Source organism: Alsobacter sp. KACC 23698 (assembly GCF_045348435.1).
Taxonomy (GTDB): domain Bacteria; phylum Pseudomonadota; class Alphaproteobacteria; order Rhizobiales; family Beijerinckiaceae; genus Alsobacter.
On sequence record NZ_CP157484.1, the window covers coordinates 2,057,873 to 2,077,997 of the forward strand.

Consider the following 20,125-nt stretch of genomic DNA (forward strand, 5'->3'; position numbering starts at 1 on the left):
TCAGAGATATTTGCGCGGATCCGCGATCGCGCCCTCGATGGCGGAGGCGGCGACCGTGGCGGCGTTGCAGAGGTAGATCTCCGAATCCGGGCTGCCCATGCGGCCGCGGACATTGAGCGTGCCGGTCGAGACCGCCCGCTGGTTGGCCGACATGGTGGCGATGCGGCCGAAACAATAGTCGCAGCTCGGCGACGACACAAAGGCGCCGGCCTCCACCAGCGTCGACAGCAGGCCTTCGCGGCCCGCCGCCGCCATGATCTCCTGGCTCGTCGGCACGACATTGAGCTGGAAGCCGTCTTTCACCTGGCGGCCCTGGAGAACCTTGGCGGCGACCCGCAGGTCCTCCAGCCGGCCCGACGCGCAGGAGCCAAGGTAACCGGCGTTGATCTCGATGCCGAGATACTCCGACAAGTTGCGGGAATTCGCGGGCGTCGGTGGGATCACGACCAGCGGCTCGAGGTCGGTGAGATCGAGGTCGTGGACGGCCGAGTACTCGGCGTCGGGATCGCTCCATACCGGCTCGATCTTCTTTTTGGCGCGCGGCAGCGCGTAGGCCAGCCGCTCCTCGTCCGGGTTGACGATGGCGGTCACCGCGCCGGTGAACATGGCGAGACCTGTGATGGTCTGCAGGCCTTCGGTCGAAATCTGCGAGAGCGCCGGACCGCCCACCTCCAGAACCTGGAACCGGCAGGACGCCGGCCCCAGCGTGCGCACCAGATGGTGGAACACGTCGCGCGCCATCACGCCCTTCTGCAGCGTGCCGCGCAGGTTCACCCGCACGGTCTGCGGCACCTTGATGGAAATGCGCTCGCGCACGAAGGCTTCGAGCAGGTTGCGGCGGATGCCCATGGCCAACGTGCCGAAGGTGCCGAGCTGGCTGATATGTCCGTCGAAATGCACCACGAAGGCGCCCGGCACGGCGTAGCCGACCTCGGCCGCGACCTGATGGCCGATGCCCTTGCGCTCATAGAGCGCGACGCCGTTCTCGGCGCACCAGGTGCGGGTGCCGATATGGAGCTCTTCCTCCTTGGGCGTCGTCGCCGGCACCATGTGGTCGATGAAGATGGCGTAGCGGTCCGGCTCGGCGACGCGCTCGATGCCGAAGTCCTCCTTCATCTGCTTGAAGTAGACGTCCGTGTAGCCGGGAAAGTCATAGGCGATGACGTAGTCCGGCTTGGCCATGACCTCGTCGCCGGCCTTCACGAACGCCTTGCCGGACACCCGGGCCAGGATCTTCTCGGTGATGGTGTAACCCACGTGCGATCTCCTTCGGGCCGGCTTGCGCCTGCCGCTCAGTGGCGGCCGGCGGTCTCGGCCGGCTTGAACGTGAAGCCGCCGTCCCGGCGGCCGATGAAGCCCGCATGCGGCGGGCCGAAATGGGAGGGCAGCAGCAGCGCGCCCGTGTCGGCGCAGTGGTTCAGCAATCGCAGCCGGGTCGCGCGCGCGGCCTCCTGGTCTTCGCAGAAGCAGCTGTTCAGCTGCGGCGCATAGACCTGGATGGGCTGGTGCAGGACGTCGGCCGAGCACACGAAACGCTCGCCGCCCTTGTCATAGACGAGGTTGAGCTGCGTCTCCGTGTGCCCCGGCGCGGCCACGACTGTGAGGCCGGGCAGGATCTCGTCGCCCGGGTCCACGAAGTCGACCAGCCCGGCCTCGATCACCGGATCGACGCTGTCGCGGATCACGTCGACATTCTCCGGCAATCGTGCGCGCCCCGCGCCGCCCTCGCGCCAGTGGTCGTATTCGGCGCGGCCGAACAGGTAGCGGGCGTTCGGAAAGGTCGGGACCCAGCGCTCTCCGTCCCGGCGCGTGTTCCAGCCGACATGGTCGATGTGCAGGTGCGTGCAGAACACGATGTCGACGTCCTCCGGCCGCACGCCCGCGGCCGCGAGATTGTCCAGGTAGGGAAAGTCCAGCATGTGGAAGCGCCGGAACAGCGGCAGCGCCCGCGCCTTGCCGTTGCCCGAGCAGGTATCCACCAGGATCGTCTTGCCCTGCAGCCGGATGAGCCAGGACTGGATGCTGGACATCACCTTGCCGCTGTCGGCGTGGAAGAAGTTGGGCCCGGCCAGCTGCGGGTGGCGCTCCAGCAGGGACGCGTCGAAACCGGGCAGCAGGAACGACGGCTCGAAGCCTTGCTCCAGCACCTCCTCGATGCGGACGACCGAAACGCCGCCGAGTTCGAACCTCGTCAAACGCGCCCTCCCTGGGCTTTCTCCCTTACTCCACCGTTACCACGCCGCGCCATCCCAGCCAAGGTGCAAAATGCGTTTCACCCTGTGACATGATCCCTTATCCCCGGCGCGGGGCGAGGGGCCAGCGGCGGCGCTTGCTGCAACACGCCACCCCCGTCATCCCCGGCGCGCCGCAGGCGCGGGAAGGGGATCCAGCAAGGCCGGGCGAAGGGCGACCCTGATCCAACCCTCCTGGATCCCCTTCCCGGCGCTCCGCGCCGCCGGCGATGACACCCTTCTCCCCGGCGCGGGGAGAACGCAGCCGAGCGCAGCGAGGAGGGATGAGGGGCCGGACGGCGCCAGGGCCCGCCGCTTGACAAACGGATAAAATTCCTATAACCGTGTTCATGCTCCGGTCCACGGAGGGGCGTCTGCAGCGTGACGGATGTGGATCGGGGGCGGCGGCCGTCGACATCGGGCTCACGACCCGGTCGAGGCGGCGGATGGAACCGAAGGTCCGACCAGCGAAGCGCGAAGGGGCTGAAAGCGCCCCGGGACCGGCTCTTCTATTCTCAAACGCTGCGCGCGGAGCGGCGGGGCCTGGCGGCCTCCCGGCTTCACTATCCACCCACCCCACTCGCCGTGGGGTCCCCAGCGATGCCGCTCCGCGCCGCCCTCCACCTCCGGGCCGAAAGGCCGCGGAGTTAAACGCGCGTCCCACGGCTAGGCCCCCAAAAATCCCCCGTCATCCCCGGCGCGCCGCAGGCGCGGGAAGGGGATCCAGAAAGGCCGGGCGAAGGGCGCCCCGCCTTAACCCTTCTGGATCCCTTTCCCGGCGCTGCGCGCCGAAGGGAATGACGGAGGCGGACCGCCACGCATCGCCCAGCCCTCTCCCCGTTCCGGGGCGAGGGGGCGGGTCGCGGCCCTTGGCGGCGGTCAGCGTGGGACGACGCAGGTCCTGTAGCCTTGCAGGCAATTGGCCCGCATGGCGGCGGCGGCCAGCTGGGCGGCCTCCTGCGGGCGCAGGACGGCGCCGGAATCCGCGCCGGGGAAGCCGCCGCCGCGCCAGGCGCCTCCCTGGAAGGCGCCGTGCCGGTATCCGCCGGGGCGCCCGGCCTGCTGGGCGGCGGCTTCGCCCGTCAGCGCGGCCCCGAGGGCGAGGCCGGCGACAAGCATCAGGACGGTTCTGTTCATTCCTGCTCTCCCTGGCCGGATGAAGGCTCAACGCGAGGAATGTACAATGTCGGCGGGAGGCGGGACCTGACGGCCATCAGGTGCGGGCGGCAGGCTCCGCCGCGTTCGCTATTTGGGCTGCGCGCCCGACTCGGAGTTCACCTGGCCGTGGAGGCTGGTCGGTCCGCCGGCGCCGCCCTGGGCGGCCGCCGGGACGTCGCCCGCCGACCCGCTCGCGCCGGGCTTGGGCTGGCCCTGGGCGCCCGCGCTTCCCTGGCCCTGTCCGGCGCCCATGTTGAGATGCCCGCCCGACTGCGCCGGCGACGAGCCCGGCGCCGTGCCGCCCGACCAGCCGGTCGCGGGTTGGCCGGTGGAGGAGCCCCCCGTCTGGCCCTGGGCGAACGCCGTCGCTGCGCAGGGGAGGAGGAGGGCGGCGGCGAGCAAGAGAGTGGTCCTCATCGGCGGCTGTCCTTATGACATGGCGTGCGGTCCCGGCGCCGGGACCTTCGCATCGCAACGTCAGCCGGCGCCCGCCGTTCCGCCCCGGCGGCGCCTGGGCGCAGAGCCGCGCCGAGGCCGCGGGCCGCCGCGATGAACTCAGTAATGCGGGGGAGGGGGCTCGTCCCGCGGGGCGCCGGCGACCTGCAGGTCCAGCACGCGCTCCTTCAGCTCGTCCATGCGCCGCTTCAGCATGTCGATCATGCGGGCCTGTTCGGTCACGGTCGCGTTCAGCTGCTCGATCAGGTCGTCCTGATAGGCCAGGGCGACCTCCAGCGTGTCCACGCGCGCGCCGAGGTCGCCGGGGTCGTTGCTCGTCATGTCGATCGCCTGTGATGCGGGCCCGGCGCCGGAGGTAGGGCCTGCGCCGCTCCGGCGCAAGCGCGGCGGGGTCGGGCCCGCCGCGCCTGCGTTCCGGTGTCAGGCGGCCGACGCCGTCATGGGGTCGATCCGTTTGCGCACCTCGGTGATCCGGGTGGCCGGAAACCCGCTCTTCTCGGCATGCTCCCGGATCGTCTCGGGATCGTCGGCCAGGTAGACGCAAAAGAGCTTGTCGGCAGTGACGAAGCTCTCCACCCACTGGATGCGCGGGGCAAGCTGGCGCAGCACGTCGTTGGACTTGGCCGCCGCCGCCTGGAGCTGCTCGCGGCCGAGCGAGCCGGCCGCCGGGATGTCGCGTTCGATGATGAACTGGCGAAACGTCATGGTTCCCTCCGCTGGATCGCTCATCGGGGGATGGGCGACCAGCGCAGGTTAGGCTCCGCGGGGCGGCCAAGGGCTGTGCGGCCGCGCACCCCCCGTCCCGGCGTTCAGGCGGTGGTGATGCGGGTCGGGCGGGTCTGCTTGTCCTCGCGCAGCTCGCGCTTGGTGCGGCGAAGCTGCTTTTCGACCTTCGCCAGGGCGGCCCGGAAGGCGATCGGCACCTCGGGCCCCTCGGCCTCCCCGCTCATGACCGCGTTGCCGCGCAGCTGCATGTTGACGGAGCAGCGGAACTGGCGCCCCTCCCGGGCGACGTGCACGGACGCGTTCGTGAGGTCGCCAAGATATTTCCGGGCGGTCTTGCGGATCTCGTCCTGGGCGAGCTCCTGGAAAGCGCCGCCGAGGTCCACATGCGCGCTGCCCACCGTGATATCGTCGATGCTCATGCTATGCCCTTCCTGCCTTTGCGGGCTGGAGCGGATCCGGCCGCGCACCCGGAGCGAACGCCGGGGTTGTCCCCGTTGTTCCTGGATGGGGCGCCGGCGATGACAGGGGGCGACGGATGACGATCGATGCGGCGGCCGGCCTGCGCGTGCACGAGCCTCGGCCGAACATCCTGGCCTTCTATGACGGCCGCGCCGCCGGCCGGCGGCTCTACGGGCCGCAGCCGAACTGGCTGGACGACGGCGCCTACGGGCTGGGGGTCGCGAGCTACGCCGTGGTCGACGCCGGCGAGGCCCTCGTGTTCGACACGCATATCTCCCTGGACCACGCCCGGGCTGTGCGGGCGGAGCTGGTCAGGCGCGGCGTTCGCGCCATCACGGTCGCGCTCAGCCACTGGCATGTCGACCATGTGGCCGGCAACGCCGTCTTCGCCGATTGCGAGATCATCGCCAACGCGATGACCTGCGCCATCCTGGGCGAGCGCAGGCAGGCCATCGAGGCGGGCAAGGCCTCCGGCCCGCCCGCCATCCGGCCGCTGGTCCTGCCGACCCGCTCCTTCGCGGACCGCCTCGCGCTTCGCATCGGGGGCGTCGACGTCGAGCTGCGGCAGGTCGATTCGCACAGCGCCGACGGGACGGTCGCCTGGCTGCCCGAGGCCCGCGTCCTGCTCGCCGGCGACACGCTGGAGGATCCGATCACCTATGTGGCCGAGCCGGACCGGCTCGCCGCGCATCTGGGCGGCCTCGACCTCATGGCGAGCTGGGGGCCGGAGGCGATCCTGCCCGACCACGGCGACGAGGGCGTGATCGCGTCGGGCGGCTTCGGGCCCGGGCTGATCGAGGCGAACCGGCGCTATGTCCGCCGCCTGCTGGAGGCCGCCGGTTCGGCGAAGGCTGACGACCGACCCCTGGACGATTGGATCGCCGGGGACGTCGCGGCCGGCCATGTGCGGCCCTTCGCGCCCTATGAGGCCGTCCACCGCCGCAACCTCGCGACCGTCATGGCCACGCGGGCGGGCCGCGGCGAACGCTAGTTGGCCGCGCCCAGGTTGGTGCTCACGCGGTTGAACGCGGCGTTCAGGTTGCCCCTGATCTGCTGCAGCGCCACCACGATCCCGGTCGCGGCGATCGCGGCGATCAGGGCGTATTCGATGGCGGTCGCCCCGCGCTCGTCGCCGATGAAACGCTGGATCAGGTCACGCATTGCAAGCTCTCCACAACTATGGAGAGTATTTTTCCCGTTCATTGATTTTCGGTATACGGGCGGGCGACGCTGCGCCGGACCAGGCGGGGGCCGGATCCGGCGAGCCCGTCAGGCGGCCGGAGCGCCGCCTTCCTCTTCCTCGAAGGTGACGGCGACGTCGCCATTGGCCGAGAGGCGGATGCGGTCGCCCTCGATGCCGGCCACGAGCGCCGTGGACACATAGTGATGATGGCCCTTGTGGGCGCCTTCGCCGCTGTCCTTGCGGGTGAGCTTGATGCGGTCGCCCTCCACCCCGTCCACCGTGCCGACATGGACGCCGTCGGCCCCGACGACTTCCATGTGCTCGCGGATCCCTTGCGTATTCGTCACGGCCTGTCTCCTTGTTGCTGACGGGCCGACAACGCGTCAGCGGCGTGGAGGATGCACCTAAGCCCAACCCCGCGACGTCTCGCCCAAGGCCGCCTTCCGCCCTAGTTCAGCCGCTCGCGCCCAGCAGCCGGGAACGCCCGTGCCGACCTACGCCTTCTTCGCGCCGCCCTTCCTCGGACACCTCAATCCCATGGCGGCGCTCGCCAGGACCCTGTCCGCACGCGCAAGCCGGGCGGTGTTCCTGGCGAGCCCGGACGCGGCGGCCCGGATCCGCGGCATGGGGCTGGACGCGCTCGCGGTCGGCGGCGCCGACGGGGGTCCCGATCTCTCCGCCGTCGAGAGGCGCATGGCCCGGCCCGGCGGCCCCTGGGGGGTCCGGGCGACCGTCCGCGACATGGCGGCGTCGACCGATGGCCTGTGCCGCCACGCTCCGGACGCCTTGCGGGAGCTGGCGCCCGCCGCTTTGGTCTGCGACCAGCTGGAGCCCGCCGGCGGTCTCCTGGCGCGGCGCCTGGGCCTGCCGCTGGTCTCCGTCGCCAACGCGCTGCCGGTCAATGAGGAGCCGGACGTTCCGCCGCCCTATGTCGGCTGGCCCTATGATCCGACGCAAGCCGGCCGCAGGAGGAACGAGGGCGGCCGGCGCGTCAGCGCCTGGCTGATGACGCCTCTCCACGACGTCATCGCGGGCTGGGCCGACGCCTGGCGGCTCGGGCCGCTTCGCAGCGTGGAGGACTGCCTCTCGCCGACCGCCCAGGTCGCCCAATGCGTGCGCGGCCTCGATTTTCCCCGCCGCGCGCTGCCGCCGGGCTTCGCCTATGCCGGCCCGTTCCGGTCCGTCGGCGAAGACGGTCCGCGGCTCGAGCCCGACGGCGACGGCCGGCCGCTGGTCTATTGTTCGCTGGGCACGCTCCAGGGTTCGCGGATCGGCCTCTTCCGGGAGGTGGCCGCCGCCTGCGCCGCGCTCGACCTGCGGCTCGTCATCGCGCATGGCGGGCGGCTCTCCGACGGGCAGGTCGCGGACCTGCCGGGCCGCCCGATCGCCATGGCCTACGCGCCGCAGCGCGCCATCCTGTGCCGGGCCGCCCTGGCGGTGTGCCATGCCGGTTTCAACACGGTGCTCGACGCCCTGTCCTTCGGCGTACCGCTCGCCGTGACGCCGCTCGGCTTCGAGCAGCCGGGAACGGGCGCCAGGCTGGAGAGGATCGGGGCCGGGATCGTGGTGCGGCGCCGCTGGGGCCGATTTCCCGTCCGCGACGCCATCGAGCGCCTGCTCGGCGACGACGGCTGCCGCGACCGGGCCCGTTCCGTTGCGGCGGAGATCGCTCAGGCCGGCGGGGTGGAGCTCGCCTGCGACATCGTCGAGGGCGCCGCCGCAGCCGCGTCCTGACCGCTCGCGCGGCCGGCCCGGATCTCCGGCAGCTTCCACCAGGGCGCGCTCGGAACGTCGTGATGCTCGTGGTGATAGCCGAAATGGAAACAGGTCAGCAGCGAGAGCCAGACCGGATAGTCGTTGCTCCTGGCATTATGCCGGTCGCCGAAGGGGATCTCGTCCCGCCGGTGCGGCAGATAGGTGCCGAAGGCGAAAAGCTGGATGGCCGATAGGATCGCCGGGACGCCCCAGAGCAGCAGCGCGTTCACCGGCGAGGCGCCGAGCGCCACGAGATAGACGGCCAGCAGGGCGGCCAGCGTCGCCATCTCGCGCCAGCCGAAATACTCGCGAAAGAAGCACAGGAACCACGGCCAGAAGGCCGACGGATGGTTCTCGTCGAAATCCGGATCGAGCGGCGTGCCCGCATGCCGGTGATGGGCGAAGTGCTTGCCGATCAGCCGGTCATAGGAGAACCCGGCGTAGAGGGCGAGGCAGAGGCGGCCGATCGCGCGGTTCAGGCGCGGCCGGAACGGCGCCAGCGAGCCGTGCATGCAGTCATGCGCGACGATGAAGAGGCCCACATTGAGCCAGCACTGAAGCGCGATCAGGACCGGCGCCGCCGCCACGCCCGCCGGCGACCAGCGGTGAAAGAACACGCCATAGACATGGCACGTGGCCCAGGCCGCGATGACGAGGGTCGCCAGCGCGAGCCCTACGAAAGTCTGCCGTCCGTAAGCCTCGCGGCGGGCGGCGACGTCCTGATCCATCGGCGTGGTCAAGTCCGGGCTCTCAGCCGTCATGTCTCTCGCTCATCGTGTCACCCTGTCCTCAAGATGGGGCGCGCAAGCCGGACGACCATGCGGCGGATCGGCCAAGTGGAAGCGCAAGCATAGCAGTCATCGAAGCTTGTTCTGAGCAGTAACGGCGCGCCATTTTGGCGCATGTTGCGTTTTGTTCATCTCGTTTCATTGGCGCAAGATGTGACAACGCTATTCTGATCCGGCGAGGATCGCGTGGCGTGCGCGACGACGTACAGGGTGGGAGCCGCCGACATGACGGATCAGACGTCCGCCGTCGAGAGCGAGGCGCATGCGCGTCCCAAGCTTCGCCGGGGTCCCGAGGCCAGGGCCCCGCGCCAGCAGACCAGGCCCGCGGACGAGGCGCCGTTCAGCTTGGACTATCTGAGGAGCATCATCCAGCGGCGGCTGGCCCTTTTGGTCCCCTCGGCGCATGTCCGCCCGCAACGGGTGCACAGCGCCATTCGCTACAGCCTGCTGGCGCCCGGCAAGCGCATTAGGCCGATGCTGTGCGTCCTCACCGCCCACGGGGCCGGACGGACGGATGCGGCGGCCCTCGACGCGGGCTGCGCCATCGAGCTCGTGCACACGGCCTCTCTCGTTTTGGACGACCTGCCCGCCATGGACGACGCCGCGCTCCGCCGGGGGCAGGCCTGCGCCCATCTGCATTTCGACGAGAGCACCGCCATCCTGAGCGCCATCGCGATGCTGAACCGGGCCTTTGGCCTCTTGTCCACCATCGACGGCGTCGACGACCGCACCAGGACGAGGCTCGTGGCGCGCCTGTCCAGCGTCGTCGGCTCGGCCGGGCTGGTGGCCGGGCAGGACTGCGACCTGCATGACCGCGCGATCTATTCCGACGTGGCTCGCATCGAGGCTCTCAACCGGCTGAAGACCGGCGTGCTCTTCGTCGCCGCCGTCGAGTTCGGCGGCCTCGTGGCGGGCCTGTGCGACGACGACCTGGAGAAGCTCGCCTGTTTCGGCGAAACCTTCGGGCTGGCGTTCCAGACCGCCGACGACATCGTCGACGCCAGGAGCACGCCCGAGGCGGCCGGCAAGGACGTCCGGCAGGACGGCGGCAAGCCGACGGTGGTCTCGCTCGCGGGCGTCGATGAAGCGCGCCGGCGCGTCGCCGTCCAGCTGGCCGAGGCGCGGCGCGTCCTGTCGTCCTGCAGTTTCGACATCGCGCCGCTCGACGGCCTGCTCGACGCGTTCGAGCGGAAGCTGGCGCTCTGACCGGGAGGGACGCCATGCTCTCCGTCGCCGCTAAGGCCGCACTGGTGATCAGCGCCGTCCTCGCCATGGAAGGCGTCGCCACGCTGGTGCATCGCTATGTGATGCACGGGATCGGCTGGGGCTGGCATCGCTCCCATCACGAGCCGCATGACGACCTGCTGGAGCGAAACGACCTCTACGCCGTCTGCTTCGCGCTCCTCTCCGCGCCGCTGTTCGTCCTGGGCGCCGACCGACCCGTGCTGTGGTGGATCGGCGTCGGCGTGGCGCTGTATGGGCTGCTCTATTTCATCGTCCATGACGGGCTGGTCCACCGCCGCTGGCCGTTTCACTGGGTGCCGCGCCGCGGCTACCTGAAGCATCTCGTCCAGGCCCACAGGCTGCATCACGCCGTGCGGGACCGCGACGGCGCGGTCTCGTTCGGCTTCCTCTACGCCGCGCCGCTCGACCGGCTGGTGCGCCAGCTGCGCGCCCGGAGCCGGTCCGGCGGGGAGGAGGCGTCATGACCCGCGCCTCGCCCGACCGGCCCAAGCCCGCCGCCGTGCTGCCGATGAGCGACATCGAGCGGCGCAAGAACGAGCATCTCGACATCGTGCTGTCCGGCGCCGGGCGGGCCCGCGTGTCGTCTCGCCTCGACGAGGTCGTGTTCGAGCATTGCGCGCTGCCGGAGATGGACATCGCGGAGGTCGACCTGTCGGTCGAGGTGTTCGGCAAGAGGCTCGCGGCGCCGCTGCTGATCAGCTCCATGACGGGCGGGCCGCGGCGGGCGGGGGCGATCAACGCCCATCTGGCGGAGGCGGCCCAGCGCCTGGGCGTCGCCTTCGCGGTGGGCTCGCAGCGCGTGGCGCTCGAAGCCGGGGTGGGGATCGGGCTCGGCGCCGACCTGCGGTCGATCGCGCCCGAAGCGCTGCTGCTGGCGAATTTCGGCGCCGCGCAGCTCAACGAGGGCTGGGGGGTCGAGGAGGCCCGCCGCGTCGTCGACATGATCGCCGCCGACGCGCTGATCGTGCACCTCAACGTGCTGCAGGAGGCGGTCCAGCCGGGCGGCGACCGCAACTGGGCGGGGCTCCTGGATCGCCTGGCGGAGGTCGTGCGCGGCGTTTCGGTTCCGGTGGTGGTCAAGGAGGTCGGCAACGGAATATCGGGCCGGGTGGCGCGGCGGCTCGTCGAGATCGGCGTGGCGGGCGTCGACGTGTCCGGCGCGGGCGGCACCAGCTGGGCGGCGGTGGAGAGCGAGCGGGCGCAGGGCCGCGCGGCCCGCATGGCCGCCGCCTTCGCCGGCTGGGGCATCCCCACCGCGGTGGCGATTGCCGACGTTCGGGCGGCGTGCCCGCACGCTTTGGTGATCGGCTCGGGGGGCGTTCGCGACGGCCTCGACGTGGCGCGCGCGCTGCGGCTGGGGGCCGATCTCGCCGGGCAGGCGGCGGGCGTGCTCGAGGCGGCCGTGCAGTCCGCCGACGCGGTCGTGGAGCATTTCGAGGCCGTGATGGCCGAGCTCAGGATCGCCTGCTTCTGCACCGGATCGCGGACGCTGGCCGAACTCAGGCGCGCGCCGCTGGCGCAGGAACCGTGCTGGGTGCGCCATGAAGTCTTGGGTGCGCTATGAAGTCCTGGGTGCGCCATGAGGGTTGACGTCGCCTTCGCCGGGGCCGGGCTGGCCAACGGGCTGATCGCCTACCGCCTGGCGCAGCTGCGCCCCGAGCTGAGCCTTCTCCTGCTGGAGCGGGACCTGGAGATCGGCGGCCAGCACACCTGGTCCTTCCATGGCGGCGACGTCTCGCCGGAGGCGATGGCCTGGCTGGAGCCCTTCGTCGCGCATCGCTGGTCCGGGCAGGAGGTGCGCTTTCCGGGCCGCACCCGCTTCCTCTCGGCCGGCTACTGCACGATCACGGCCGACTCCTTCCGCGCCGAGATGAACCGCGCGCTCGGCGCCTCCATCCGGACGGGCGTCGGCGTGGCGCGGCTGGAGGCGACGGGCCTCGCTTTGGAGGACGGCCGCTCGATCGAGGCGGGCGCGGTCCTGGACGGCCGGGGCGCGGCGTCCTCCCCGCATCTCAGGCTCGGCTTCCAGAAATTCGTCGGGCTGGAGGTGCAGACCGAGACGCCCCACGGGCGGACCGCGCCGCTGATCATGGACGCCACGGTGGCTCAGGAGGACGGCTACCGCTTCGTTTATGTGCTGCCCCTGGCGGCGGATCGCCTGCTCATCGAGGACACCTATTACAGCGACGCAGACCGCCTCGATCGCGAGCCCATCCGGGCCAGGATCCGCGACTACGCCGCCGCGCAGGGCTGGCGCATCGCAAGGGTGCTGCGCGAGGAGACCGGCGTCCTGCCGCTGCTGATGGCCGGCGACATCGACAAGTTCCTGGCGGCCGGCCCTCCCGGCGTCGCCCGGACCGGCCTCGCCGGGGCCTTCTGCCATCCTGTGACGGGCTACTCGCTGCCCGACGCGGTGCGCCTCGCCGAGCTGATCGCGGCGCTGCCGCGGCACGACGGCGGCGCGGTCAGCCGGGCGGTGGCGGCGCATGCGCGCCGGCGCTGGAGGGAGCAGCGCTTCCTGCGCCTGCTGGCCCGCCTGCTGTTCCTCGCCGCTTCGCCCGACAGGCGCTGGCGCGTCCTCAAGCGGTTCTATGGGCTGCCCGAGCCGCTCATCGACCGCTTCTACGCCGGGCGCTCGACCTTCCTCGACAAGGTCCGGACGCTCAGCGGCAAGCCGCCGGTCCCGATCGGGATGGCCTTGCGCGTGCTCCGGGAGGCTCCGGTGCTGCGCGCCGAAAGGATCAACGCATGACGCGCAAGACGGCGCTGGTGATCGGCAGCGGCTTCGGCGGGCTGGCGCTCGCGATCCGCCTGCAGGCGGGCGGCTTCGACGTCACCCTGCTGGAGAAGCGGGACAAGCCCGGCGGGCGGGCCTATGTGTATGAGGACGAAGGCTTCATTTTCGACGCCGGCCCCACCGTCATCACGGACCCGGGCTGCCTGGAGGAGCTGTTCGTCGCTTCCGGCCGGCGCATGTCCGACTATGTCGAGCTCCTGCCCGTCGAGCCGTTCTACCGTCTGGCCTGGGAGGACGGCTCGTCCTTCGACTACGTCAACGACCAGGCCTCCCTCGACCGGCAGATCGCCGCCATGTCGCCGGACGACGTGGCCGGGTACAGGCGCTTCCTGGCCTACTCGCAGGAGGTGTTCCAGGCGGGCTATGTCGAGCTCGGCCATGTGCCCTTCCTGAATTTCAGGGACATGATGCGGGTGGCCCCGCAGCTCGTCCGGCTGGAGAGCTACCGCAGCGTCTACGCGCTCGTCTCCCGCTTCATCCGCGACGAGCGGCTGCGCCAGGCCTTCAGCTTCCACTCGCTGCTGGTGGGCGGCGACCCCTTCTCGACCTCGGCGATCTACACGCTCATCCACGCGCTGGAGCGCAAGTGGGGCGTTTTCTTCCCCAGGGGCGGGACCGGCGCGCTGATCGCCGGCCTGGTGCGCCTCTTCGAGGACCTCGGCGGCGTGCTGAGGCTCTCCTGTCCGGCGGCCCGGATCGAGACCCGGGACGGCCGCGCCGTCGGCGTCACGACGCAGGCCGGCGAGGTCCTGTCAGCGGACGTGGTCGCCAGCAACGCCGACGTTGTGCACACCTATGCGACGCTGCTGGCGCATGAGGACCGCGGGCGCCGCGAAGGCGCCAGGCTGGCGCGCAAGCGGTTCTCCAACTCGCTCTTCGTCATCTATTTCGGGCTGCGGGGCGAGCGCAGCAATCTCGCCCACCACACCGTCCTGTTCGGGCCGCGCTATCGCGAGCTCATCCGGGAGGTGTTCCGCGGGCCTGAGCTGGCGGAGGATTTCTCGCTCTACCTCCACGCGCCCTGCGTCACCGACCCGTCGCTGGCGCCGCCGGGCTGCAGCGCCTTCTACGTCCTGTCGCCCGTTCCCCATCTCGGCGCCGCCCCCATCGACTGGGCGGCCGAGGGCCCGCGCTACCGGGACCGGATCCTCGACGCGCTGGAGGAGCGCTGCATCCCCCATCTCAGGCGCGACCTGGTCACCTGCCGAATCTTCACTCCCGACGACTTCAAGTCCGAGCTGAACGCCCATCTGGGCACGGCCTTCGCGCTCGAGCCGACGCTGACGCAGAGCGCCTGGTTCCGCCCGCACAACCGGGACGACCGCCTGGGCGGCCTCTATTTCGTCGGCGCCGGCACCCATCCGGGGGCCGGGATCCCGGGCGTCGTGGGCTCCGCCAAGGCGACCGCCGGGCTGATGCTGGCCGACGCCGGCTATGCGGGGGCGGCGCCCGCTGCGTCCGTCCCTGCGCCCAAGGCGCGGCCGGGCCCGGGCGTGGAGGCGGCCTGATGGACGCTCCCCTCAGCCAGGCCGGGCTCGCGGCCAGCAGCCGAGAGGTCATCGAGGCGGGCTCGAAGAGCTTCGCCGGCGCCGCCCGGCTGCTCGCGCCGGACATTCGCGAGAGCGCCTCGCTGCTCTACGCCTGGTGCCGCTACTGCGACGACGAGATCGACGGGCAGGACCTCGGCTTCCCGAGCGCCGCGCGGGGCCCCCGCAATCCTGCGGAGCGGCTGGAGGCGATCCGCAGCCAGACGCGCAAGGCGCTCGCCGGGGCCGACGTTTTGGCGGCTCCGTTCCGCGCGCTGCAGCACGTGGCGCGCAGGCACGACATCCCGTCCCGCTACCCGCTCGACCTGATCGACGGCTTCGCCATGGACGTCGAAGGCCGGCGCTATGAGCGTCTCGACGACACGCTGCTTTACGCCTACCGGGTGGCGGGGGCGGTCGGCGTCATGATGGCGACCGTCATGGGCGTGCGGGACGAGCCGACGCTCGACCGGGCCTGCGACCTCGGGATCGCCTTCCAGCTCACCAATATCGCCCGCGACGTGGTCGAGGACGCCGGGCAGGGGAGGGTGTATCTGCCGTCCGACTGGCTCGACGAGGCGGGCCTGCCCCCGTCGCGGATCGTCGATCCGGCCTTCCGGCCAAAGGTGGCGCAGGTGACGGCCCGGCTGCTCGACGAGGCCGAGGGCTACTACGCCAGCGCCCTGGCGGGGATCGCCAGGCTGCCGTTGCGCTCGGCCGTCGCCATCGCGACGGCGCGCGCGGTCTATCGGGCGATCGGCCGCAAGGTGCGCCGCACCGGCGCCGCCGCGTGGGACGTGCGGGCCTCGACGTCGCGCGGCGAGAAGCTCGCGCTGGCGGCGGGCGCGGCCGCGACGGCGGCCTTCGTGAAGATCAGGGAGCCGGAGGCCGGCCGCACGGGCCTGTGGACAAGGCCCCGTCTCGGGCCGGACGCGCCCAGGCCGAGGGACGCCACGCCCCGTCATCGGCCTCAGGCGGAAAGCTCGGCCTGGCCTGATCGGGCGGCGTCCAAACGGGAGCGGGCGTGAAGGCGGCTCAGTTCACCGCGCCGCCGCGGGTCCGGTAGGCGCCGGTCTCGTCGCGGACGAACACCTCGTCCACCTGCGGATGGCGGATCGGATCGCCCGAGGTGTCGGGCAGCAGGTTCTGCTCCGAGACATAGGCCACGTACTCGGTCTCGGCGTTCTCGGCGAACAGGTGGTAGAAAGGCTGGTCCTTGGAGGGCCTCACGTCTTCCGGAATGGACTCGTACCACTCCTCGGAATTGGAAAAGGTGGGGTCCACGTCGAACACGACGCCCCGGAAGGGGTAAAGCCGATGCTTGACCACCTGTCCGAGCCCGTATTTTGCGAGTTTCTGCTTCATTGGCGTGACTCGATACGCCCGTGGCGCGACGCATGTCAATGAAAACGGCGACGCATCCACAAAGGCAAGATGGTCATAATCCGTAGGCCGCCGCGAGGCCCCTGTCGCCGGCCGCGACCGTGCGGGCGAGGTCGACGATCACCTTGGCCTGTTTCCAGGTGGCGTCGTCCTGCATCTTCCCGTCGATCATCACCGCGCCGCTGCCGTCCGGCATCGCCTCCAGGATGCGCCTTGCGAAAAGCACCTCTCCGACGTCGGGGCTGAACACCGCCTTGGCGATGCCGATCTGCGAGGGATGCAGCGTCCAGGCGCCGGCGCAGCCGAGCAGGAAGGCGTTGCGGAACTGCGCCTCGCAGGCGGCCGCGTCGGAGAAGTCGCCGAAGGGTCCGTAGAAGGCCTTCAGGCCGTTCGCCGCGCAGGCGTCCACCATCTTGGCGATGGTGTAGTGCCAGAGATCCTGCTGGGCGACGGCCCGCGGCGCGCCCTCCGCCGGGTCCGATAGCACCTTGTAGTCGGGATGGCCGCCGCCGACCCGCGTGGTCTTCATGGCGCGCGAGGCCGCCAGGTCGGCGGGGCCGAGGCTCATGCCGTGCATGCGCGGGGAGGCCGACGCGATGTCGTCGACGTTCTTCACCCCCTCGGCCGTCTCCAGGATGGCGTGGATCAGGATGGGCTTGGCGACCCGGTGCTTGGCCTCCAGCTGGGCCAGCAGCTGGTCGAGATAGTGGATGTCCCAGGGACCCTCGATCTTGGGGGCCATGACGACGTCGAGCTTGTCCCCGACCTCCGCAACGATCCGGGTCAGGTCGTCCAGCACCCAGGGGCTGTTCAGCGCGTTGATGCGCGTCCACAGGCCGGTGCGGCCGAAATCATTCGCCTTGGCGAGCGCGATGAAGCCCTCGCGGGCCGCCTCCTTGGCGTCCAGCGGAATCGCGTCCTCCAGATTGCCGAGGACGACGTCCACCTCCTTCAGGAGCTCGGGCACCTTGGCCCGGACCTTCTCGATGTGCGGCGGCACGAAATGGATCATGCGCTCCAGCCGGACGGGAAGCTCGCGATAGGGCTCGGGCGCCCCGATGGCGAGGGGGCGGTGGAAATTGCGCGGGAGCTTCATGGGCGTCCTCCGTTCGGGGCTCATAGTGCAGTGCACTACAAGCTCCGTCGAGCCCTCGCCACCCGCCATTCGGCGCAGAGGCGACGGCTCAGCCCCAGCGCCGGTGTCCCCACATCCACTGGCCGGGATTCTCCCGGATCCAGGCCTCGAACCGGGCGTGGATCAGCGCCGTGATGGCCTCCACGTCGGCGGCGCGGTCCGCCGTGGAGGGGGTCGGCACGACCTCCGCCTCGACGTGAAAACGCGCCCCTTGGAGGCGCACCACCCGGCCGAGGATGAGGGGCGCGCCATGCGAGCGCACCAGCAGGGCCGGGAAAGGGGTGGACGGCGCCGGCCGGCCGAAGAACGGCACGGAGATCCCCCGCATGTCGCGCAGGTCGGCGAGGAGCGCGACCGCGCCGCCGGTGCGCAATACGCGCTTGAGCTGGATGACGGCGTCGCGGCTCTTGCTGAACAGGCCGCGCGGATAGAAGGGTTCGCGCATTTGCGTCACGGCGCGGTCCACGAGCGGATTCTTGAGGCGCTGGTAGACGCCGGCGATCTCGCCTCCCTGGAGCTTGGCCGCGATGCTGGCCACCTCCCAGTTGCCCATGTGGGGGAACGCCACCACGCAGCCCTGGCCGCCCTTCAGGATCGCCTTCACGTCGTCGCCGACGTCCATGCGCAGGCGCGTCGGGTCGTTCATGATCTCGGCGAGGTGGAACGCCTCCGCGAAGGTGCGCCCCAGCATGTCCCACATCTGGTCGAGGATCCTGGCGCGCTGCTGCGGGCTCAGCTCCGGCATCGAGGCGGCGAGATTGCGGTCGGCGCGGGCATGGCGGCGCAGGCGCGGCGCGACGCTGCGCCAGATCCAGCCGGAGAACCCGGAGGCGACGTCGATGGGCAGCGCCCGAAACAGCGCGGCGACGATCAGGAAGCCGAGATATTCGAGACGGGTCAGGATTCCGAACGGCCCCAGCATGCCGCCGCGGTCGCGCATGCGCGCCTCGTGTTCGCTTCGGTCGTCCGCAGCCACTGTCCCGCCCCATTCCAAGGACGTCCGGCTACCACGCATCGCCGGGGATCGGAAGCGTCCTGCGGTTCGCCTCCGCCGTGGCGGTCGGGTCAGGGTTGCGTCGCGGCGCGCCGCTTTTCGTTGACGGTCGGGGCTTTGCGGCCCTAAGGCCTCTCCACCCCATCCGCGCAGTCCCAGGACCCCGTGTCGAGCGTCGCATCCCTCGCATCGCCGTTCTTCGGCCTGATCTTCCTCGGCTTCTTCTGCGGCAAGCTGCTGAAGTATCCCGAGGCCGGCCTGCAATGGATGAATTTCTTCATCGTCTATGTCGCGCTGCCCGGGCTCTTCTTCAAACTGATCGCGGCGGCGCCGCTGGACCAGTTGGCCAACTGGTCCTTCGTGGCCGGAACCTCCCTGGCGACGGGGCTCGCCTTCTCGGCCGCCTTCGCGGTCGGCATGCTGGCGACCCGCGGCGATGTCCGGGAAGCGGCCGTGCAGGGGGTGGCGGGCGGCTACGCCAATGTCGGCTATATGGGGCCGGGGCTCACCATCGCGGCGCTCGGGCAGGCCGCGATCGTCCCGACCGCCCTGATCTTCGTGTTCGACACGATCCTGCTCTTCACCCTCGTGCCGTTCCTGATGGCGCTGGGCGGCAAGGGCGAGATGAATTGGGGCCAGACCGCCTGGTATGTGGTCAAGCGCGTCGTCACCCACCCGTTCAACATCGCCACCGCCGTCGCGGTCGCGGCGGCCTACGCGCATTTCGAGCCGCCGGTGGCGCTCGACACCATGCTGACCTTCCTGAAGAACGCCGCCGCGCCCTGCGCGCTCTTCACCATGGGGGTGACGGTGGCGCTCAGGCCCGTGCGCCGCATCCCGGCGGAGACGCCGGCGCTTTTGTGCATCAAGCTGCTGTTGCATCCCCTGCTGGCCTGGGTGATCCTGTCCTGGATCGGAAATTTCAGCCGCGAGTGGATGTTCACCGCCGTCCTGATGGCGTCGCTGCCGCCCGCCCTGAACGTCTTCGTCATCGCCAACCAGTACAAGACCTATGTCGAGCGCGCCTCCACGGCGATCCTGCTCGGCACGCTGGCCTCCGTGGCCACCGTCACCACGCTCCTGATCCTGATCGCCGAGGACCGGATCCCGTACGATCTCTTCCCCTGAACCGCCGCGCGGGGTGGTTTCGCCGGCCCGCCGGACGAGTACCATGCCGGGGAGGGGCCCGCGCCGGAGCGGGCGGGAACGCCGGGTCGACGATGCAGCCGCTGTCCGGACTATCGGTCCTTGATTTCTCGACGCTTCTGCCGGGGCCGATGGCGACGCTGATGCTGGCCGAGGCCGGGGCGGACGTGCTCAAGATCGAGCGGCCCGGCGGCGAGGACATGCGCCGCTTTCCGCCCCGGTTCGGCGAGGCCTCGGCCGCCTACGCCGTCCTGAACCGCGGCAAGCGCGTGATCTTCGAGGACCTCAAGGATCCCGGCGCGCTGGAGCGCCTCAGGCCGCGCATCGAGGCCGCCGACGTCCTGGTCGAGCAGTTCCGTCCGGGCGTCATGGAGCGCCTGGGCTTCGGCTACGAGGCGCTGAGCCGCATCAATCCGCGGCTCATCTACTGCTCGATCACGGGCTACGGCCAGGACGGGCCGCGGGCCGCCGAGGCGGGGCACGACCTCAACTACCAGGCCGTGACGGGCCTTCTCGGCCTTGCGCCCGGCCGGGCGGAGGCGCCGGCCGTCCCGGCGGCCCTGGCGGCCGACATCGCCGGCGGCTCCATGCCGGCCGTGATCAACATCCTGCTCGCCTTGCGCCAGCGCGACCTGACGGGCGCGGGCTGCCGGCTCGACATCGCCATGGCCGACGCGATGTTCACCTTCGGCTGGCTGGCCCTGGCGCAGGGCCACGCCTCGGGCCGCTTCCCGGCGCCGAACGAGGGCATGCTCCATGGCGGGCTGCCCCGCTACGGCGTCTACGCGACCGCCGACGGGCGTTTCCTGGCGGTCGGGGCGCTGGAGGAGAAGTTCTGGACGACCTTCTGCGACGCGCTGGAGCTCCCGCAGGCGCTGCGGCGGGACCATGTCGACCCGGACGCCACGCGCGCCGCCGTGGCGGCCATCATTCGATCGGAGCCGGCGGCCACGTGGGCGCGGCGGCTCGGGCCGCTCGATTGCTGCTGCACTGTGGTGGCGAGCCTCGAGGAGGCGCTGGCGGACCCTCACTTCAGGGCGCGGGGACTGTTCGACGCGCAAGTGAGCGAGCCGGGCGGGCGGAGCATCCCGGCCGCCGTCCTGCCGATCGCCCCGGCGTTCCGCCAAGACGGCGGCTAAAGTC

23 protein-coding genes are annotated in these 20,125 nt (G+C 70.9%); 10 read left to right on the forward strand and 13 right to left on the reverse strand.

What is annotated here, in order from left to right:
• The 7 genes from ABEG18_RS09600 to ABEG18_RS09630 all read right to left on the reverse strand — a co-directional run bounded on the left by ABEG18_RS09600 (nucleotide 1) and on the right by ABEG18_RS09630 (nucleotide 4,990).
• Entirely contained in the window at nucleotides 1-1,257 is a 1,257-nt protein-coding gene (locus tag ABEG18_RS09600) for an aconitase family protein (protein WP_406857838.1), read from the reverse strand.
• A gap of 35 nt (nucleotides 1,258-1,292) precedes the next feature.
• The gene (locus tag ABEG18_RS09605) at nucleotides 1,293-2,195 is read right to left on the reverse strand and encodes an MBL fold metallo-hydrolase (protein ID WP_406857839.1); all 903 of its coding nucleotides are present in this window, start codon (nucleotides 2,193-2,195) and stop codon (nucleotides 1,293-1,295) included.
• Nucleotides 2,196-3,110: 915 nt separating this feature from the next.
• The gene (locus tag ABEG18_RS09610) at nucleotides 3,111-3,368 is read right to left on the reverse strand and encodes a hypothetical protein (RefSeq protein WP_406857840.1); all 258 of its coding nucleotides are present in this window, start codon (nucleotides 3,366-3,368) and stop codon (nucleotides 3,111-3,113) included.
• Between the two features lie 108 nt (nucleotides 3,369-3,476).
• Complete coding sequence (locus ABEG18_RS09615) at nucleotides 3,477-3,806, reverse strand: hypothetical protein (RefSeq protein ID WP_406857841.1); 330 nt, start codon at nucleotides 3,804-3,806, stop codon at nucleotides 3,477-3,479.
• A gap of 138 nt (nucleotides 3,807-3,944) precedes the next feature.
• Nucleotides 3,945-4,166 (reverse strand): SlyX family protein, encoded by a 222-nt coding sequence (locus ABEG18_RS09620; RefSeq protein WP_406857842.1) that lies wholly within the window; start codon nucleotides 4,164-4,166, stop codon nucleotides 3,945-3,947.
• 99 nt (nucleotides 4,167-4,265) lie between these two features.
• Nucleotides 4,266-4,550, reverse strand: coding sequence for a DUF4242 domain-containing protein (locus tag ABEG18_RS09625; RefSeq protein ID WP_406857843.1), 285 nt, complete (start codon nucleotides 4,548-4,550; stop codon nucleotides 4,266-4,268).
• Nucleotides 4,551-4,654: 104 nt separating this feature from the next.
• Nucleotides 4,655-4,990 (reverse strand): HPF/RaiA family ribosome-associated protein, encoded by a 336-nt coding sequence (locus ABEG18_RS09630; protein WP_406857844.1) that lies wholly within the window; start codon nucleotides 4,988-4,990, stop codon nucleotides 4,655-4,657.
• A gap of 116 nt (nucleotides 4,991-5,106) precedes the next feature.
• On the opposite strand from ABEG18_RS09630, the gene ABEG18_RS09635 reads away from it, so the two are divergent.
• Nucleotides 5,107-6,021: an MBL fold metallo-hydrolase gene (locus tag ABEG18_RS09635; RefSeq protein WP_406857845.1), complete on the forward strand. Its 915-nt coding sequence runs from the start codon at nucleotides 5,107-5,109 to the stop codon at nucleotides 6,019-6,021.
• On the opposite strand, the gene ABEG18_RS09640 is transcribed toward ABEG18_RS09635, so the two are convergent.
• Nucleotides 6,018-6,191, reverse strand: coding sequence for a Flp family type IVb pilin (locus ABEG18_RS09640; protein WP_406857846.1), 174 nt, complete (start codon nucleotides 6,189-6,191; stop codon nucleotides 6,018-6,020). The two genes, ABEG18_RS09635 and ABEG18_RS09640, sit on opposite strands and share 4 nt — an antisense overlap.
• Before the next feature lie 108 nt (nucleotides 6,192-6,299).
• Complete coding sequence (locus ABEG18_RS09645; protein ID WP_406858577.1) at nucleotides 6,300-6,530, reverse strand: DUF2171 domain-containing protein; 231 nt, start codon at nucleotides 6,528-6,530, stop codon at nucleotides 6,300-6,302.
• Nucleotides 6,531-6,699: 169 nt separating this feature from the next.
• Between ABEG18_RS09645 and ABEG18_RS09650 the strand changes: the two genes are divergently transcribed.
• Nucleotides 6,700-7,947 carry a glycosyltransferase gene (locus tag ABEG18_RS09650; protein WP_406857847.1) on the forward strand — a complete coding sequence of 416 codons (1,248 nt, stop codon included), beginning with the start codon at nucleotides 6,700-6,702 and terminating at the stop codon, nucleotides 7,945-7,947.
• Here the strand turns inward: ABEG18_RS09650 and ABEG18_RS09655 are convergent.
• Complete coding sequence (locus ABEG18_RS09655) at nucleotides 7,884-8,729, reverse strand: fatty acid desaturase (protein ID WP_406857848.1); 846 nt, start codon at nucleotides 8,727-8,729, stop codon at nucleotides 7,884-7,886. The genes ABEG18_RS09650 and ABEG18_RS09655 overlap by 64 nt on opposite strands.
• A gap of 252 nt (nucleotides 8,730-8,981) precedes the next feature.
• Here ABEG18_RS09655 and ABEG18_RS09660 point away from each other — a divergent pair, with 252 nt between their 5' ends.
• From ABEG18_RS09660 to ABEG18_RS09685, 6 genes are read left to right on the forward strand one after another with little or no spacing between them, the layout of a single operon-like run.
• Nucleotides 8,982-9,962, forward strand: coding sequence for a polyprenyl synthetase family protein (locus tag ABEG18_RS09660; protein WP_406857849.1), 981 nt, complete (start codon nucleotides 8,982-8,984; stop codon nucleotides 9,960-9,962).
• Nucleotides 9,963-9,976: 14 nt separating this feature from the next.
• Nucleotides 9,977-10,465: a sterol desaturase family protein gene (locus ABEG18_RS09665; protein ID WP_406857850.1), complete on the forward strand. Its 489-nt coding sequence runs from the start codon at nucleotides 9,977-9,979 to the stop codon at nucleotides 10,463-10,465.
• On the forward strand, nucleotides 10,462-11,565 hold the full coding sequence (gene fni / locus ABEG18_RS09670; RefSeq protein ID WP_406857851.1) for a type 2 isopentenyl-diphosphate Delta-isomerase: 1,104 nt from the start codon (nucleotides 10,462-10,464) through the stop codon (nucleotides 11,563-11,565). The genes ABEG18_RS09665 and fni overlap by 4 nt, the downstream gene beginning before the upstream one ends.
• A 15-nt stretch (nucleotides 11,566-11,580) precedes the next feature.
• Complete coding sequence (gene crtY / locus ABEG18_RS09675) at nucleotides 11,581-12,753, forward strand: lycopene beta-cyclase CrtY (protein WP_406857852.1); 1,173 nt, start codon at nucleotides 11,581-11,583, stop codon at nucleotides 12,751-12,753.
• Entirely contained in the window at nucleotides 12,750-14,306 is a 1,557-nt protein-coding gene (locus ABEG18_RS09680) for a phytoene desaturase (protein WP_406857853.1), read from the forward strand. The genes crtY and ABEG18_RS09680 overlap by 4 nt, the downstream gene beginning before the upstream one ends.
• The gene (locus ABEG18_RS09685) at nucleotides 14,306-15,352 is read left to right on the forward strand and encodes a phytoene/squalene synthase family protein (RefSeq protein WP_406857854.1); all 1,047 of its coding nucleotides are present in this window, start codon (nucleotides 14,306-14,308) and stop codon (nucleotides 15,350-15,352) included. Before ABEG18_RS09680 ends, ABEG18_RS09685 begins: the two co-directional genes overlap by 1 nt.
• A gap of 7 nt (nucleotides 15,353-15,359) precedes the next feature.
• Here the strand turns inward: ABEG18_RS09685 and hspQ are convergent, their stop codons facing one another.
• From hspQ to ABEG18_RS09700, 3 genes are all read right to left on the reverse strand, one after another.
• On the reverse strand, nucleotides 15,360-15,689 hold the full coding sequence (hspQ, locus tag ABEG18_RS09690; RefSeq protein ID WP_406857855.1) for a heat shock protein HspQ: 330 nt from the start codon (nucleotides 15,687-15,689) through the stop codon (nucleotides 15,360-15,362).
• A gap of 73 nt (nucleotides 15,690-15,762) precedes the next feature.
• Complete coding sequence (locus ABEG18_RS09695; protein ID WP_406857856.1) at nucleotides 15,763-16,803, reverse strand: HpcH/HpaI aldolase/citrate lyase family protein; 1,041 nt, start codon at nucleotides 16,801-16,803, stop codon at nucleotides 15,763-15,765.
• An 88-nt stretch (nucleotides 16,804-16,891) separates the two neighbouring features.
• Nucleotides 16,892-17,782, reverse strand: coding sequence for a lysophospholipid acyltransferase family protein (locus tag ABEG18_RS09700; RefSeq protein ID WP_406857857.1), 891 nt, complete (start codon nucleotides 17,780-17,782; stop codon nucleotides 16,892-16,894).
• Nucleotides 17,783-18,001: 219 nt separating this feature from the next.
• On the opposite strand from ABEG18_RS09700, the gene ABEG18_RS09705 reads away from it, so the two are divergent.
• Together ABEG18_RS09705 and ABEG18_RS09710 are read left to right on the forward strand one after the other, a co-directional pair.
• Entirely contained in the window at nucleotides 18,002-18,964 is a 963-nt protein-coding gene (locus ABEG18_RS09705) for an AEC family transporter (protein WP_406857858.1), read from the forward strand.
• A gap of 92 nt (nucleotides 18,965-19,056) precedes the next feature.
• Nucleotides 19,057-20,121: a CaiB/BaiF CoA transferase family protein gene (locus ABEG18_RS09710; RefSeq protein WP_406857859.1), complete on the forward strand. Its 1,065-nt coding sequence runs from the start codon at nucleotides 19,057-19,059 to the stop codon at nucleotides 20,119-20,121.
• Nucleotides 20,122-20,125: the final 4 nt, after the last annotated feature.

What these genes read in the sequence shown, in the direction of transcription:
- fni (WP_406857851.1), top strand. Translation starts at nt 10,462, where the DNA reads ATGACCCGCGCCTCGCCCGACCGGCCCAAGCCCGCCGCCGTGCTGCCG.
- ABEG18_RS09660 (WP_406857849.1), top strand. Translation starts at nt 8,982, where the DNA reads ATGACGGATCAGACGTCCGCCGTCGAGAGCGAGGCGCATGCGCGTCCC.
- ABEG18_RS09630 (WP_406857844.1), bottom strand. Translation starts at nt 4,990, where the DNA reads ATGAGCATCGACGATATCACGGTGGGCAGCGCGCATGTGGACCTCGGC.
- ABEG18_RS09615 (WP_406857841.1), bottom strand. Translation starts at nt 3,806, where the DNA reads ATGAGGACCACTCTCTTGCTCGCCGCCGCCCTCCTCCTCCCCTGCGCA.
- crtY (WP_406857852.1), top strand. Translation starts at nt 11,581, where the DNA reads ATGAGGGTTGACGTCGCCTTCGCCGGGGCCGGGCTGGCCAACGGGCTG.
- ABEG18_RS09685 (WP_406857854.1), top strand. Translation starts at nt 14,306, where the DNA reads ATGGACGCTCCCCTCAGCCAGGCCGGGCTCGCGGCCAGCAGCCGAGAG.
- ABEG18_RS09700 (WP_406857857.1), bottom strand. Translation starts at nt 17,782, where the DNA reads ATGCGCGACCGCGGCGGCATGCTGGGGCCGTTCGGAATCCTGACCCGT.
- ABEG18_RS09695 (WP_406857856.1), bottom strand. Translation starts at nt 16,803, where the DNA reads ATGAAGCTCCCGCGCAATTTCCACCGCCCCCTCGCCATCGGGGCGCCC.
- ABEG18_RS09635 (WP_406857845.1), top strand. Translation starts at nt 5,107, where the DNA reads ATGACGATCGATGCGGCGGCCGGCCTGCGCGTGCACGAGCCTCGGCCG.
- ABEG18_RS09680 (WP_406857853.1), top strand. Translation starts at nt 12,750, where the DNA reads ATGACGCGCAAGACGGCGCTGGTGATCGGCAGCGGCTTCGGCGGGCTG.
- ABEG18_RS09710 (WP_406857859.1), top strand. Translation starts at nt 19,057, where the DNA reads ATGCAGCCGCTGTCCGGACTATCGGTCCTTGATTTCTCGACGCTTCTG.
- ABEG18_RS09625 (WP_406857843.1), bottom strand. Translation starts at nt 4,550, where the DNA reads ATGACGTTTCGCCAGTTCATCATCGAACGCGACATCCCGGCGGCCGGC.
- ABEG18_RS09645 (WP_406858577.1), bottom strand. Translation starts at nt 6,530, where the DNA reads ATGGAAGTCGTCGGGGCCGACGGCGTCCATGTCGGCACGGTGGACGGG.
- ABEG18_RS09610 (WP_406857840.1), bottom strand. Translation starts at nt 3,368, where the DNA reads ATGAACAGAACCGTCCTGATGCTTGTCGCCGGCCTCGCCCTCGGGGCC.
- ABEG18_RS09655 (WP_406857848.1), bottom strand. Translation starts at nt 8,729, where the DNA reads ATGACGGCTGAGAGCCCGGACTTGACCACGCCGATGGATCAGGACGTC.
- hspQ (WP_406857855.1), bottom strand. Translation starts at nt 15,689, where the DNA reads ATGAAGCAGAAACTCGCAAAATACGGGCTCGGACAGGTGGTCAAGCAT.
- ABEG18_RS09620 (WP_406857842.1), bottom strand. Translation starts at nt 4,166, where the DNA reads ATGACGAGCAACGACCCCGGCGACCTCGGCGCGCGCGTGGACACGCTG.
- ABEG18_RS09665 (WP_406857850.1), top strand. Translation starts at nt 9,977, where the DNA reads ATGCTCTCCGTCGCCGCTAAGGCCGCACTGGTGATCAGCGCCGTCCTC.
- ABEG18_RS09640 (WP_406857846.1), bottom strand. Translation starts at nt 6,191, where the DNA reads ATGCGTGACCTGATCCAGCGTTTCATCGGCGACGAGCGCGGGGCGACC.